Origin of the sequence: Priestia flexa, assembly GCF_021441905.1 — a bacterium.
Taxonomy (GTDB): domain Bacteria; phylum Bacillota; class Bacilli; order Bacillales; family Bacillaceae_H; genus Priestia; species Priestia flexa.
Window position 1 is genome coordinate 2,923,130 of sequence record NZ_CP090431.1, and the last position, 14,986, is coordinate 2,938,115.

The following is a 14,986-nucleotide window of genomic DNA, read 5'->3' on the forward strand; positions in this document are numbered from 1 at the left end:
CACGTTCACTCCTCCTCCAAGTTTACAATCATTTGTTTTTCATCTATGCCCCATTTAGCTGCTAGATACGTAGTAATATCCGTCGCTTCTTTTGAAGGTTCCTTTTCAATTGGTGTGGAGGTGTCAATGGAGATTTCTTTCACAACTGCCACGGCCTGTTCATCCTCAGGCTCTTCTGCACTCATCACAACTGTAATCGTTTTTATATTGTCGGCTTCGGGATCTGCTTCTTCGCTTTTCGTTTCAATGTGCATCTGATCAATTGCTACACCATACTGTTCCATCAGCTCCTCTTTTACCTCTGTCTCCATTTGGACAGCCATTTGTTCTAAAATATATGCACGTTGTGAAGCTTGTATTTCTTTTTTCTTACTTTCTATTAAATTTTCTACTCCTGCATCGTCACTAGCCGCTGACAATCGAATAGAATTAAACATTTTGTTCACGTCTACTTTTAAAATTTGAAAGACTGGCGTAACAATAATTAACATTAAAAGCAAGCCAATGACGAGCTTCGTATACTTTTGAAAGCCTGAACTAGGAAGCAGTAAATTTATAACGGTTGCTAGTAAAATAAATAGAATAATATTCGTAATCCAACTTGTTAGTGCTTGCATTTCTTTCCCTCCTATCTCACCATCATCGTAACGTTGCTGGCCGTAATGATGACTGTTAAACATAGGAAAAACATCAGTGAGACAATTGCCAATGCAGCAAAAATGTAAACAACACTTTTACTAATAATGCTTAAACACGAAATAACAGGACCACCGCCAATCGGCTGTAAAAGTGCTGCTGCTAGCTTATAAATAAGTGCTAGGGCTAATACTTTAATAGCTGGAAAAGCAACAATTAGAAGTAAAACCACCACTCCTGCTATTCCAACTGTATTCTTTAAAAGAAGTGAAGCTGTGATAACGGTATCTGCCGCGTCCGTAAACACTCGTCCCACAACTGGAATAAAGTTTCCCGTAACAAATTTAGCGGTCCGAATAGTAATTCCATCCGCCACAGCAGAAGTAGCACCTTGTACTGAAATGACTCCTAAAAAGACTGTTAAAAAGATTCCTAGAATACCAATGCTGACGTTTCGAAGTAGCTGAGCTAACTGTGTAACCTTGTACTGATCTGAAATAGTGCTCACAATGCTTAATAGTGCTGATAAAAATAATAGTGGCATGACTATATACTGGATTAGCATCCCGCTAATGTTCATTAAAAATAAAATGACTGGATGAAAGAAAGCAGCCGATATTACCCCGCCTGATGAAGCCATTAACGCCAATAATAATGGCACTAAGGCTAAAATGAACTTAGACATTGTTTCAATTGCGCCGGTTGCGTATGCAATGGCTACTTGAAAACTATTTAAAGCAATGATAATTAACACCATATAAACAAGTGCATATGCCACTTTACTAACAGCTTGCTGATTGAATGCACTTTGTAACGTTTGTAAAAAGACGCTGAATACAGTTAACATAATGAGCGTTCCCAGCAGTTTTCCATTTGAAATAATTTCATGAAGTAAAAATTTCACCAACCCGTTCAGCCATTCTTGAAGTGAAAACTCTTTGTCACCTTTTAAGAAGTCAACTAAACTACCCTTTTGACTTTCTGGTAAAAAGCCGCCATACTGAGTCAAGATATCATCCCAAAATTGCTTCACTTCATCGATATCGAGCTGGTCTATTTGTTCATCTACTATTTCTTCTTGAGGCGCAGACTGAGAGGCTTGTACATTATTTGGAAAGAAAAAGAAGAGGAGCAAAAGGAATGCGAGCAATTTTCGTTTACTCATACACCACTTCATCTCGTCACCTCATAAGCTTAATAATTTAGGACGGTAGCATGGAAATAATTGTTTCAATAATTACTGTTAAAATTGGAATAGCCATTGATAAAATTAAAATTTTACCGCCCAGTTCAATTTTAGAAGCAATCGCACCTTGCCCAGCGTCCTTCGTAATCTGAGCACCAAACTCTGCAATGTAAGCAATCCCTATAATCTTTAAGATTGTTTCCACATAAATCATATTCACATGTGCATTCACAGAAAGTTTTTCAATCATTTTAATAATCTCGTATATCTGATCGATTAAAAATAAAAAGATCACGCAGCCTACAAAGACAACAAGTAAAAAGGCAATGGGCGATTTATGTTCTTTTAAAATGAGTGCTAAAAAGGTAGCCACTAAGCCTAAGCCCACAATTTGTATCATTTCAATGGCTAATCACTCCCTTAGCTTTGAAATAAAAAAACGGCTTTAATTTTTTGAAATAAATCTTCAACAATCGATGCAACCATAAACAAGATATAAATAAACCCTATAAGCGTTACCCAGTTCGCGTAATCTTTCTTCCCCATTTGCTCTAACACCGTAACGAGAAATGCTACAACAATACCGATTCCTGCTATTTGAAAAATTGTATTCATATCAATGTTCATCCCTAATTCCCCCAATCACTACATCAATAAAATGACGAGTAGCAATCCTGATAAAAAGCCCAGACTTTTTATCATTTTTTCATACCGATTTTGCTGTTCAAGTGCGTCCTGTTCTTCCCGATCCAAATGGTTAATAGCTAATAATATATGTTTTTGTTGGGAATACCGATCATGTTGTCCTAACGTTTCACCAAACTGCTTCAACACTTCAAGTTCTCCCTCTTTAAAGGCAAGCGCTTTTTTATGAGTTTGAAGAGCATGCTCCCACGCTTCTTTGGCAGTGGTCATTCCTTGTGTTAAACGCTGTTCAAACTCCTTAAAAAAAAGCGATAACGGATTAGGAAATTGTTTTGAAAGCATGTGTGAAATTTCATGAAGTGGGCGATTACTGTACATAATTTCTGACTCTAACGATCGTAGCGCTGTTTTCAATTGCCGAAGTTGCCTCGGCCTTTCGCTAAGCTGCTTGGCAACTTCAAAACCTGTGAACGTAGAAGCAAGCAAAATAAAAATAGCTCCTAAAATTTTCATTTCTTCGTCACCCTTTTTATTTCAAAGAATAATTCGACTTCAACGAAAGTGGCTTTCTTCCTCGATCATAGATGGTTTTTACAGTTCCTGGACCATTCTCATTGGTTAATACGATATAGCGTTCGAATACTTCAAGCTCTATTAATTGTTTCAAGGAGGGACGTTTATTTAAATCAAATAGATCATAACCATGCACCGTCATAAACACTTGTACACCCGCATTGACAGCCTCTAACACAGCTTGACAATCTTCTTCACTTCCTACCTCATCCACAATTAATACGTTTGGACTCATCGATCGAATCATCATCATCATTCCTTCAGCTTTCGGACAGCTATCTAAAACATCTATTCGTGTTCCAAAAGTATGTTGTGGAACACCTTTGACACAGCCTGCGATTTCCGAGCGTTCATCTACGATACCCACTTTAACCGCTTCAATCTTTCGTTGCCTATTCCCTGTGCTCATCATTCTTGCTAAGTCCCTTATCATTGTTGTTTTTCCCGTTTGTGGGGGACCAATCAAAATGGTGCTAAGCCATCGGGATTGGTAGAGAAGAGGAATTAGTGGTTCCGCTATGCCAATCTGTTCTTTTGCCACTCGAATGTTGAACGACGTCACATCACGGATTACACGAACATGTCCATTTTCAGTAATAACTTTACCTGCAAGTCCTACTCGATGACCCCCTTCAATCGTGACATACCCTTTTTTCAATTCTTCTTCAATCATATAAATAGAGAAATGACTGAGCTTGTTTAAAATAAATAGCGTATCTTCTGCCGTTACCACATAGGACAAAAAGACTGGCTGACTGTCAATTGTTAGCTCAATTGGCCTTCCAATTCGAATGCGCACTTCCTCTAAAGTATCTATATAGCGCTGTATATATGGCTGGACATTACGCTTAATGCCTTCTGGAAAAATAGCCACAATTTCATCTAGCATTGAAATCCCCTCACCTTTATACTCATTTCAATGTATGGCAAGCTTTTACTTGTTATGTCAGAAACTTCACTTAAATACCCCAATTAAAATTAAAAGGACGCCTGTACCGATGAGCACAAGCTTGCCAAAAGATAGTTGGTCAGCAACTGATACTAATCCAAGGCTAAATGACGTGATCATCACAATTGGCCCTACCAGCGCCAGCATTCCATTAATCATTAATGCTTTTTTGACATCATTATTCGTAAAAATTAAAATGGCTGCGATGAATTCAATAAAAGATGAGACAAACCGTAAGCAAGCCATCGTCAAAACAGTTCCGTTTATGTGATCAAACCAATGCTTCATAACTTCCTCCCACGTATTACATCATTTAGTACAACCTATGCAATCCGTAGACAACTTATCACTTACGAAAAAGAAAAGCATAAAAAAAGAAGAGATAATCATCTCTTCTTTTTTTATGCTTTATTATGCACGTGATACATAGCTGCTATCTGTTGTGTTGATAATTAATACATCGCCTTCATTCACGAAGAATGGAACTTGTACAATTAGGCCTGTTTCAACCGTAGCTGGCTTCGTACCACCTGATGCTGTATCACCTTTAATACCTGGTTCTGTTTCAGTAACTTTTAATTCAACTGTATTTGGAAGCTCAACACCTAGCGTTTCACCTTGATACATCATGATAGCTACTTCCATGTTTTCTTTTAAGAACTTTAGCTCATATTCAATTGCTGATGCTGGAAGTTCTAATTGCTCATATGATTGGTTATCCATAAATACGTGCTGATCACCACTTGCATATAAATACTGCATTTTACGGTTATCAATTTGTGCTTTTGCTACCTTTTCACCTGCACGGAATGTTTTCTCTTGAACAGCTCCAGTACGTAAGTTACGAAGCTTTGAGCGAACAAACGCTGCTCCTTTACCTGGCTTTACGTGTTGAAAGTCCATTACGCGCCAAATACCTCCGTCTACTTCTACTGTTAGACCTGTGCGAAAATCGTTTACTGAAATCATGAAAAAATCCTCCTACATCTTATAAAATAATAAGTTCTTTCGGTGAGTATGTTAATGACTCATTTCCTTCTTCTGTTACCACGGTATCGTCTTCAATACGAACGCCACCAAGGTTTGGTATGTAAATACCTGGTTCAACCGTTACAACCATTCCTGGCTGCAGCGTATCCTGAGACTTCACAGAAAGCGACGGGCCTTCATGAACCTCTAACCCCACACCATGACCTGTAGAATGACCAAAATACTGTCCATATCCTTTTTCTACAATATAGTCTCTTGTTAAGGCATCGGCTTCCTTACCCGTAATACCCGCTTTAATTCCTTTCATGCCTCTTAACTGCGCCTCTAATACTGTATCATAAATTCCCTTTAGTCCTTCACTGACTTTCCCTACCGCAAATGTACGGGTAATGTCAGAACAATAGCCTTTATAATACGCACCAAAATCAAGCGTAACAAATTCTCCTGCTTCAATGACTTTTTCAGAAGCAACGCCGTGCGGTAATGCCGAACGATGACCTGACGCCACAATTGTATCAAACGAGGACGAAATTGCACCTTGCTTTCGCATAAAGAACTCCAGCTCATTAGACACTTGAAGCTCTGTTACACCAGGCTTAACGAAGGTCAAAATATGCTCATATGCTGCATCTGCAATTTTTGCAGCTTCCTTTAATATCTTAATCTCTGAGTCACTCTTTATCAAGCGTAAGTTTTCAACGGCAGTGGAAACTGGAATAAGCTCTGCTTTGACGTGCTTTTCAAGCTGTTGAAACTGAGCATATGAAACATGATTCTCTTCAAAGCCAACGCTTTTCATTCCAAGCTTCGTAATAACCTGCCCTACTTCTTCTAAGATTGGGCCTTTATGTTGCACAATTTCAAATCCCTCTGTTTGTTCAGCGGCCTGCTTTACATAACGAAAATCTGTGATAAATACAGCTTTATCGTTAGAGATTACTGCTATACCTGCCGAACCAGTAAAGTTAGTCATATAGCGACGGTTATATTCACTTGTAATAACCATTCCGTCAACATTTAACGTATGAAACTGTTTGCGTAATTTCTCTATTTTCATCCTTCATTCCCCTTTCTTTTGCAACAGAGCAAGAATCGCTAACTCATATCCATAAATACCCAAACCTACAATTTGTCCTGCTGTGACAGGCGCCGTCACTGATTCGTGACGAAATGCTTCTCGCTTATGTACGTTTGAAATATGAACTTCAAGCACAGGAACTGAAATGCTTGCAATCGCATCGCGGATTGCGTAGCTATAGTGGGTGAATGCCCCTGGGTTAATGACAATTCCATCAAAGTTCTCGTCTGCTTCATGAATCCAATCAATAATAACTCCTTCATGATTAGACTGAACACATTCAATATGCACACCCTGTTGCTCAGCAAGCTGCTGGAGGTTGTGCTCTAACGTTTTTAAATTCTCTCTCCCATAAACTGCTGGTTCTCGAACACCGAGCCTATTTAAGTTCGGACCATTAATTACCAAAAACTTTCTCATGGACACTCTCCCTTGCTTACACAGCTATTTCTATCATTAAAATAAACCTTATGTTTTCTCTTTTTAGTTTATCATAAATCAAAACATTCACACTACTCATTCACAAGTTCTGGGTTATGTCTAGAACTGCTGTTTAGCTCTGCTGCCTCAAAGGAAATGGAATATCCGACAAATACCCCGTATAAGATGTATAAACAAATGGTTGTAATAATGGTATTAGACGTTAATTCTCCTATCATTTTCATGCTTGGAAACAACGGGTTGAGTAAAAGAAAAACGAGCGCCCAAAGCACTGCCCCATATGCAATACCAAACCATATTGATTTAAACTTTTTTAAGAGCACATAGTAAAGAAGCGCTACACCAATTGATATAATACCAATTATCAAAACGCTAACAATAAGCCCTGGCCAGCGATCTTTCCAGCTACCAAAAGCCCACGGCTGTAAAATCGTATTGGGATGAATTTCACTAAAGCTAAATAAATACGTAATGTATCCCATTAAGCTCCAAAACACTCCTCCTACAAAACCAATAACTACCGCTTTAGCTAAGAATGAGCCTTCCTTTGATTGTATTTGTTGATTTGTCGACTTATTATCTTGTTTAGCTGTCATCTTCATCACCTCTACTGAATAGTATGAGCTGATCTTTACTGTTCTATTATAAGGTTGAACGTTTCTTAATGAGAATAACAGGAAAATTTTATCATTTCATGTGTGATATAGAAAAGTTTTGTCTAAACTAGATAACATACATCGACCTAGAGGTTTATTCGAAATTGCTGTAGAATATAAATTATTAAGGGGCAATTAGTCTGAGTTAGGTTGGTGTCTGAAATGTCTAAATTACAAAAAACCGCATACGGTGGGCAGGCTGTCATTGAAGGAGTCATGTTTGGCGGCAAGAAAATGATGGTCACTGCCATTCGTCGCAAAGATCAATCTATTGAGTATTTTCAATCTTCCCGGAGATCGAATCGTGTACTAACAGCGCTGAAAAAAATTCCGTTTTTAAGAGGAATTGTAGCGATTATTGAAGCAAGTGCAAACGGTACACAACATTTAAATTTTTCATCTGAACGTTACGATGTACATCCTAACGAAGACGATGTAATTAAAGAAGAAAAAAAAGAATCAAAACTATCCTTAATATTGGGTGTTGCAACAATTGGTGTACTTTCTTTTCTATTTGGAAAAGTGCTTTTCACTCTAATCCCAGTGTTTTTAGCAAATTTGACTCGTCCTATTTTCGCTTCCGATTTAGCACAAGTAGTGATTGAAAGCTTCTTTAAGCTTTTATTATTGCTCGGTTATATTTACGCGATTTCACAAACTCCGCTTATTAAACGCGTCTTTCAATATCACGGAGCAGAACATAAAGTCATTAATGCGTATGAAAACAATCAGGAACTTACGGTAGAATCAGTTCAAGCTCAGTCTCGGCTACACTATCGCTGCGGAAGTAGCTTCATTCTATTTACAGTTGTCGTTGGAATGTTTGTCTATCTCCTTGTCCCTACGGACCCGCTTTGGCTTAGAGTCGTAAACCGACTTGCTTTGATTCCCGTCGTGTTGGGTTTATCTTTTGAAGTACTACAATTGACCAATAAAGTTCGCCATGTACCTGTTTTACGATTCTTAGGTTACCCTGGGCTATGGCTACAGCTTCTTACTACAAAGGAACCTAAGGATGACCAAGTCGAAGTTGCAATCGCTTCGTTTCAAGAGCTTTTACGCATTGAAAATGAGGGAAAATCTGTAACCGGTGGCGAACAAGTAAGTTAAGACTGTTTTGCTTTCTTTTATCATTTTAGGAGGTGAACAAAATGAGGCGTCCATTCGTTAAACCACTTGTTAATTCATTAATTGCTTTAGGAATCATTGGGTTTATTTACACACTTGCAACAAATCCAACAAGCCTATTGCGCCAAGCAGGCTATATCTTTTTATTTATCATTTTGTTTTACTTAGTTTATCGGTTTATTATCCGTCCTGCCCAAACCAAAGGACAAGACAAAGGCTATCATCGAGCTGTAAAACAATCAAAAATACGCCAAAAAGAAAAAGAACGCAGCGGTAATAAAGTGGATATGAACGCTTATCGAAACGTCCAAAAACGTCCATCTGCTAAAGTTAACAAACCGTTAAAGAAGAAGAAAAGCAATACACATTTAACAGTCATTGAAGGCAAAAAAGGAAAAAAGAAAAACCGTGCCTTCTTTTAATGAAAAACTGCGCCTTACAAAGACGCAGTTTTTTCTATTTAATAGCACCATCTTTTTAAGAATAGCTCCGCTTTATTCTTGCCATAGTGAAAAAGCTGATGTTTCTGTTCGTCTGATAAGGAAAATTCCGTAGCGAACACTTCACTAACTGGTAAAAAGATAATATTTCGCTCGTGACGTTTTGATATATGCCTTGCATCATGAGCGTCTTTCATTGTATCAAATAAAGCTGAAAACATCGCGATTGCATTTTTAATATTTTTTTTATCTTCTTCTTTTTCACGAGGGCTAAGCTTAATACCCAAAACAGGCCTTTGTTTACGCTTTTGATCATCGTCAAATAAAAAAATAGGAAAGTTACTTAATACCCCACCGTCCACAATGAGGCTTACGGGATTTGTCCGCAGCCTAACTGGCTCAAAAAAGTAGGGAATGCTACAGCTCATCCGCACAGCTTTTGCTACGGGAAATTTCTTTGGATCTATTCCATACCTAGGCAAATCATCGGGTAGTATAACGAGCTTACTATTTGTTAAATCAGAAGCAATGATGCGCAACGATCCCGCTGGCAAATCACCAAATGTAACAATGCCTCTTGCTTTTAATTTACTCGCTATCCATTTTTCTAATTTTTCACCTTTATATAATCCTAAGTTCCAATAGAGAAGAAGCCACTTTGTTAAGGCGGATGGAAGAAAAGAAACGCGTTGATCTAGCAAAGACTTCACATTCATTTCATCCATCATCTCCATCATTTCGTCACTTGTATAACCTGCCACAATAAGAGCGCATACAATTGAGCCAGCACTTGTACCTGCTAGACGCCTGAAAATAAAGTCTCGCTCCTCTAAAGCTTGTAAGGCCCCAATTAATGCAAAGCCTTTAAGGCCACCACCTGAAAAAACGCCATCAATATACAGAAGTTCTCAACTCCTTCAGTCTGCCTCCTATCTACACTTTAGTACCTCTTTTATTAAATTATGCTAAAAATAAAAAGAGCCGTTCTAATCTAAATTAGAACGGCTTTTCCAATATGCGTTATAGCTGTTGCTCTTCTTCATTTTTCTTTTGGACACTTCGCAAACCTTGCACACGCTCTGGATCTTCCTCAAAATATTGTACTAAATCACCGATTCTGTCAATTGAGTTCCAGCTTAGATGATGCTCAATACCTTCAACATCTTCATAAATATTTTCTTCATCTACACCGATAATACGCAGCAGTTGCTCCAATAGTTCATGGCGATAAACAAGACGCTTACCAATCTTTTGTCCTTTCGGAGTTAAAACAAGACCGCGGTATTTTTCATAGATTAAATATTCATCTTTATCAAGCTTCTGCACCATTTTTGTGACTGATGAGGGATGAACTGTTAAAGCATCAGCGATATCCGAAACCCTAGCATATCCTTTATCTTCAATCAGCATATATATTTGTTCAATATAATCTTCCATACTTGGCGTAGGCATGAAATCTCCCCCAATAAAATAATTATTATGTATAAACTAACGAAACACGCTTCTGTAAACTTTTAGTAATATACTGCTCAAAAAGACGAAAACTAACGATATACCAAAAGACATTCATGTAAAATCATACTATATAGTATAAGCAAATACAAGGAAATGTAGCAGCCATTTATTTCAACAGATAGAGTTTGGGACATAACAAAATGATTGCTTCTAAAACACGAACACTAGCTGTTCCCATCTCTTTGATTTGTCTCAACATGTTCGTTCCATTGCGCTACGGCCACTCGCTTTCCGCGGGGAGGAACCTGAGCTTCCTCGCTGCGCTGCGGGATCTCCGTTTTCCCTCTCTTTCCCGCAGGAGTCGAGTGTCCTACGCTTCATTCCACCCTGTTTCCAACATTGTTTTCACAATCAACCAAAAAACCTGAACGATTAAAAGTTATGAACTCTCAATCGTTCAGGTATAGTAAGGACTGAACTACTTATGTCTCAGTCTCTATCACTTTCTTATAAACCACACTTTAACTGAGCGCCACAATTTGTACATGTGTTGCAGCCACCCATTTCTTCAACAGTTCCTTGGCGACAAACCGGACACGTATTTCCAATTTCAGAACCAATCGTTACATCGGTTGATCCTACTTCGTTGATTGTATCGACTAATACAACGTGTGGTTTTTCTGCTTTTGTTTCTTTTACTTCTTCATCAAATGTATTTTCTTCTGCTTTTAGCGTTAATACCTGAGCATCACGGCTACCGTCTACATAAACCGTACCACCTTTTGCACCGCCTTTATATAAACGCTCGTACACTTTTTGAACTTGTTCAACTGTATAGCCACGAGGTGCATTTACCGTTTTACTAATTGAACTATCAATCCAACGTTGAATGACACACTGAACATCAGCATGAGCTTCTGGAGCCAATTCCATTGCTGAGATAAACCATTCAGGAAGGTTGTTTGGATCCGCTTCTGGATGTTGGTCTAAATATTCTTGAACGATATCTGCCTTTACTTCAATAAATTTCCCTAACCGACCGCTTCTGAAGTAAGAGAATGAGAAGTATGGCTCAAGACCTGTTGACACACCAACCATTGTTCCTGTACTACCAGTAGGTGCTACTGTTAGTAAGTGTGAGTTACGAATACCGTGCTCTTTGATGCTTTCGCGAATGTCTTCAGGCATCTTTTTCATAAACCCTGTGTTTGTGAAAGCTTCACGTAAACGATCCGTTTCTTCCTTAGTATCACCAATTAAGAATGGGAAGCTTCCTTTTTCTTTCCCAAGCTCTACAGACGCACGATATGCTGTTGTTGCAATTGTTTCAAATACTTGATCAACAAGTTCGTTTCCTTTTTCAGAACCGTACTCTGTTTCACAGTAGATAAGCAAATCATGAAGACCCATTACACCAAGACCTACACGACGCTCACCAAGAGCTTGCTTTTGATTTTCTTCTAAGAAGTAAGGCGTTGCATCAATAACGTTATCCTGCATGCGCACACCCGTTTCAACCGTTTGACGAAGTTTTTCAAAGTCTACTGTTTTCTTTTCTTTATCTGCCATTTGCGCTAAATTTACAGCTGCTAAATTACAAACTGAAAACGGTGCAAGTGGTTGTTCTCCACATGGATTTGTTGCCACAACATGCTGACCGTATGCTTGTGCATTTGTCATGTCGTTTGCATTATCAAAGAAGAAGATACCAGGCTCTGCTGAGTACGTTGCGCAAATATTAACTAAGTTCCAAAGCTCTTTTGCACGAATTTTACGATACGTACGAACCTTATTACCTTGTTTTTCCCACTCGCGAACATCTCCTACCTCATGCCAGTTTTCGTTGTAGTGTGCCATTTCTTCTTTCGAATAGCTTTCTACATCTGGGAAGCGAAGCTCGTATTCACCGTCGTTTTCAACTGCATCCATAAACTCTTTTGTTAAACAAACAGAAATGTTTGCTCCTGTTAAGAATTCAGAATTATGAACGCTGTACGTTCCACCAGTTTGTAGCTTTTCTTCAGCATCTGCAATAATTTTCTCGCTGAATCCACCAAGACCTGGAATTTGCTTATAATTGATAATTCCTTGGTACATGTCTTTTTCAGATTCCGTAAGCGGCGTAAATTTCAGCTTATCTTGGGCATGTTTTTTAATCATTTCATCATTTGTGTTTTCAATTAAGAATCGTAAAATGCGTGGATTTTGCATTTTAGAGATAATAAACTCAACAATATCTGGATGCCAATCCGCTAACATAATCATTTGAGCACCGCGACGAGAACCGCCTTGCTCAACAAGGTGCGTAAGTTTCGCAATATCATCTAGCCAAGAGACAGATCCTGATGATTTACCGTTTACACCACGCGCTAGTGTGTTGCGTGGACGCAGGGTTGAACCGTTTGTTCCAACTCCTCCACCTCGGCTCATGATTTCCATGACTTGCTTACGGTGTTCGGAGATTCCTTCGCGAGAATCTTTTACGTACGGCATTACATAGCAGTTAAAGTATGTAACATCCGTTTCAGCTCCCGCTCCGTACAGAACGCGTCCAGCTGGTACAAAGTTCATTTGAACAAGCTCTTGATAGAATTTTTCAAACCATTCGTTTCGCTTCTCTTCCGTTTGTTCAGCGGAAGCTAACCCAGTAGCGTTACGCTTTGCAATTTGCTCATAGAAGATTTCAAGTGGTTTTTCAATTACGTCTAATGAACGAGTAATAAGTCCACTTTCTGCTTCTTCAGGTGCTAACGCTCCGCGAAACTCATCTTCAACCTTTACGACTGCCATCTTTTGGTCAAAATTAATGCTTTCCACATAGCCAAGTCCTCGAGCTGGAAACTTAGGGTCTTCCTTTACGGTTAAAACAACAAAGTCTCCTTTTGATAACGTAAGTTTTTCCGTATCTTTAAACGCATAACGGTCTAACATTACGAGTCGAGATACACCTTTATGAGTAATTTTCATATCTGGTGTAATTGGGTGTACTTGTGGAAAGCGTTCAATATCTTGATTAAGCTTTTCAATATTCATATTTACTTTTTGATTAACTATAACAGTCATTCTGACAACTCCCTTACCAATCGTGCTCTATTTCACCAATCATTTACCTTATTTTGGAAAAAAGCAAAATTTCAACTATCAATAACTTACCACACAGATTGGACAAATTCAACATGTAGTATTCAACCAAAACCCAAGCACCTACATATAGATAGATGTCAAGAAAAATATTTTTTTTACATTAAAAAAAGTATTTGACTTTTACATCAATTACTTTCTTCAGCTAGATAAAATACTTAGGGGCACAGCTTAAATAGTGTGCTCCTAAGCAATCGTTATCTTCTAAAATTCCATTCAACAGAAGCATATTTCTTTTGTGCTAATTCTTCTACGTAACGCTCTTCTTGTTCTGTTAATTCATAAGGTTCTAAGTCAATATCTAAAGCGCTAGCAAAGCCTTTATAAAATGCTTCCTTCGCTTCTTCCATTTGGATTTTACGGCCTGCAATAGCATTGATTGCAACAGCTTTTGAACGAAACGCACGCTGCATTCGCTCTTTCACACGATCATTTGGATAATTAAATACGCTAAATAATTTATCTTCGTCAATCTCTAATAAAATAGAACCGTGCTGTAAAATTACACCTTTTTGACGCGTTTGTGCACTTCCAGCAATTTTACGCCCTTCTACCACAAGCTCATACCATGAAGGTGCATCAAAACAAACAGATGAACGTGGATTTTTCAAACTATTTTTTTCTTCTTCTGTGCGAGGGATTGCAAAATATGCTTCCAGACCCAGCGAACGAAATCCCTCTAATAACCCTTCTGAAATGACACGATACGCCTCTGTCACCGTCTTAGGCATGTTTGGATAGTCTTCCGATACAATGACGCTGTAAGTAAGCTCCTCGTCGTGCAAAACGCCTCGTCCCCCTGTTGGTCGACGCACAAATCCTAATCCTAATTTATCTACCTGTTCAAAATTGATTTCTTTTTCAGCTTTTTGAAAGTAACCAATTGATAATGTTGGAGGATTCCAGCCGTAAAATCGAATCGTTGGTGGTATTTGACCAGTGCTATGCCACTCTAAAAGCGCTTCATCAAGTGCCATATTGTAATATGGCGAACGTTCTTTTGAATCAATGAATCTCCATTTTTGCTTCATTTTTCTCATCCCTAACTAGTATAGTAGACATTTACATATGTAATAAACTTAATCCGTTTTTTAGTCTACCAAAAGATAAGCAGAAGGAAAAGAAAAGTGAAGCAGTAATTTTTTACTTTTCTTTCGTAAAAACTATCGTGACTTCAAGAAGAATCCCTTTACTTCTAATTTCATTCACTTATATAATAAGACTATGTATTTTGTCGAAGAAAGGAAGAAACAACATGTGGGCACTAATCATTGTACTTGCGGCAATTATTATTTATTCTGTCGTAATGTTTTTTTACCAACGTCGCATTATGAAAACGTTAACGGAAGAAGAATTCCGCAGCGGTTATCGTAAAGCACAGCTAGTTGATATTCGCGAACCAAATGAATTTGAAAACGGACATATTTTAGGAGCAAGAAATATTCCTCTTTCACAGTTCCGTATGCGTATAAAGGAGTTCCGTACTGATCAACCTGTTTATATTTACTGCCAAAGTGGCATGCGAACTGGTCGTGCTGCTCAGCTCTTGCGCAAGCATGGTGTGAAAGAGATTCATGACCTAAAAGGCGGATTCAAAGCTTGGAACGGCAAAATTAAAACAAAAAAATAAACCACAAAAACAGCCCCTTCTTAGATGAAGGGGCTGTT

At 38.4% G+C, this 14,986-nt stretch carries 18 protein-coding genes; 3 read left to right on the forward strand and 15 right to left on the reverse strand.

Features of this window, described 5'->3' with window-relative positions; genetic code table 11:
- Positions 1-5 precede the first annotated feature (5 nt).
- The 11 genes from spoIIIAF to LZP85_RS15080 form a co-directional block, all read right to left on the reverse strand.
- Entirely contained in the window at positions 6-617 is a 612-nt protein-coding gene (gene spoIIIAF / locus LZP85_RS15030) for a stage III sporulation protein AF (protein WP_119543444.1), read from the reverse strand.
- 11 nt (positions 618-628) lie between these two features.
- The gene (gene spoIIIAE / locus LZP85_RS15035) at positions 629-1,801 is read right to left on the reverse strand and encodes a stage III sporulation protein AE (protein WP_090752760.1); all 1,173 of its coding nucleotides are present in this window, start codon (positions 1,799-1,801) and stop codon (positions 629-631) included.
- Between the two features lie 37 nt (positions 1,802-1,838).
- A complete protein-coding gene (gene spoIIIAD / locus LZP85_RS15040; RefSeq protein ID WP_061784668.1) occupies positions 1,839-2,222 on the reverse strand; it encodes a stage III sporulation protein AD in 384 nt (127 codons plus the stop codon).
- A gap of 20 nt (positions 2,223-2,242) precedes the next feature.
- On the reverse strand, positions 2,243-2,449 hold the full coding sequence (gene spoIIIAC / locus LZP85_RS15045; RefSeq protein ID WP_025911519.1) for a stage III sporulation protein AC: 207 nt from the start codon (positions 2,447-2,449) through the stop codon (positions 2,243-2,245).
- A gap of 18 nt (positions 2,450-2,467) precedes the next feature.
- Complete coding sequence (gene spoIIIAB, locus LZP85_RS15050; RefSeq protein ID WP_076512148.1) at positions 2,468-2,980, reverse strand: stage III sporulation protein SpoIIIAB; 513 nt, start codon at positions 2,978-2,980, stop codon at positions 2,468-2,470.
- Positions 2,981-2,996: 16 nt separating this feature from the next.
- Complete coding sequence (gene spoIIIAA / locus LZP85_RS15055; RefSeq protein WP_025911522.1) at positions 2,997-3,929, reverse strand: stage III sporulation protein AA; 933 nt, start codon at positions 3,927-3,929, stop codon at positions 2,997-2,999.
- A 66-nt stretch (positions 3,930-3,995) separates the two neighbouring features.
- A complete protein-coding gene (locus LZP85_RS15060; protein ID WP_025911524.1) occupies positions 3,996-4,277 on the reverse strand; it encodes a YqhV family protein in 282 nt (93 codons plus the stop codon).
- A 123-nt stretch (positions 4,278-4,400) separates the two neighbouring features.
- Positions 4,401-4,958: an elongation factor P gene (gene efp, locus LZP85_RS15065; RefSeq protein WP_076512146.1), complete on the reverse strand. Its 558-nt coding sequence runs from the start codon at positions 4,956-4,958 to the stop codon at positions 4,401-4,403.
- A 19-nt stretch (positions 4,959-4,977) separates the two neighbouring features.
- Entirely contained in the window at positions 4,978-6,036 is a 1,059-nt protein-coding gene (locus tag LZP85_RS15070; protein ID WP_025911528.1) for a M24 family metallopeptidase, read from the reverse strand.
- A 3-nt stretch (positions 6,037-6,039) separates the two neighbouring features.
- The gene (gene aroQ / locus LZP85_RS15075) at positions 6,040-6,477 is read right to left on the reverse strand and encodes a type II 3-dehydroquinate dehydratase (protein WP_119543441.1); all 438 of its coding nucleotides are present in this window, start codon (positions 6,475-6,477) and stop codon (positions 6,040-6,042) included.
- Positions 6,478-6,569: 92 nt separating this feature from the next.
- Positions 6,570-7,094, reverse strand: coding sequence for a YqhR family membrane protein (locus tag LZP85_RS15080; RefSeq protein WP_206782108.1), 525 nt, complete (start codon positions 7,092-7,094; stop codon positions 6,570-6,572).
- 222 nt (positions 7,095-7,316) lie between these two features.
- Between LZP85_RS15080 and LZP85_RS15085 the strand changes: the two genes are divergently transcribed.
- A complete protein-coding gene (locus tag LZP85_RS15085) occupies positions 7,317-8,264 on the forward strand; it encodes a DUF1385 domain-containing protein (RefSeq protein WP_234561782.1) in 948 nt (315 codons plus the stop codon).
- A 41-nt stretch (positions 8,265-8,305) separates the two neighbouring features.
- On the forward strand, positions 8,306-8,704 hold the full coding sequence (locus LZP85_RS15090; protein WP_025911533.1) for an SA1362 family protein: 399 nt from the start codon (positions 8,306-8,308) through the stop codon (positions 8,702-8,704).
- A gap of 38 nt (positions 8,705-8,742) precedes the next feature.
- Here the strand turns inward: LZP85_RS15090 and LZP85_RS15095 are convergent, their stop codons facing one another.
- The 4 genes from LZP85_RS15095 to LZP85_RS15110 form a co-directional block, all read right to left on the reverse strand.
- On the reverse strand, positions 8,743-9,624 hold the full coding sequence (locus tag LZP85_RS15095; protein ID WP_119543439.1) for a patatin-like phospholipase family protein: 882 nt from the start codon (positions 9,622-9,624) through the stop codon (positions 8,743-8,745).
- A gap of 118 nt (positions 9,625-9,742) precedes the next feature.
- Positions 9,743-10,174 (reverse strand): transcriptional regulator MntR, encoded by a 432-nt coding sequence (gene mntR / locus LZP85_RS15100; RefSeq protein WP_025911536.1) that lies wholly within the window; start codon positions 10,172-10,174, stop codon positions 9,743-9,745.
- Positions 10,175-10,684: 510 nt separating this feature from the next.
- On the reverse strand, positions 10,685-13,240 hold the full coding sequence (locus LZP85_RS15105) for a vitamin B12-dependent ribonucleotide reductase (protein ID WP_025911537.1): 2,556 nt from the start codon (positions 13,238-13,240) through the stop codon (positions 10,685-10,687).
- 275 nt (positions 13,241-13,515) lie between these two features.
- Entirely contained in the window at positions 13,516-14,349 is an 834-nt protein-coding gene (locus tag LZP85_RS15110; RefSeq protein WP_025911538.1) for a lipoate--protein ligase family protein, read from the reverse strand.
- Positions 14,350-14,573: 224 nt separating this feature from the next.
- Here LZP85_RS15110 and LZP85_RS15115 point away from each other — a divergent pair, with 224 nt between their 5' ends.
- Complete coding sequence (locus tag LZP85_RS15115; RefSeq protein ID WP_025911539.1) at positions 14,574-14,948, forward strand: rhodanese-like domain-containing protein; 375 nt, start codon at positions 14,574-14,576, stop codon at positions 14,946-14,948.
- Positions 14,949-14,986 lie beyond the last annotated feature (38 nt).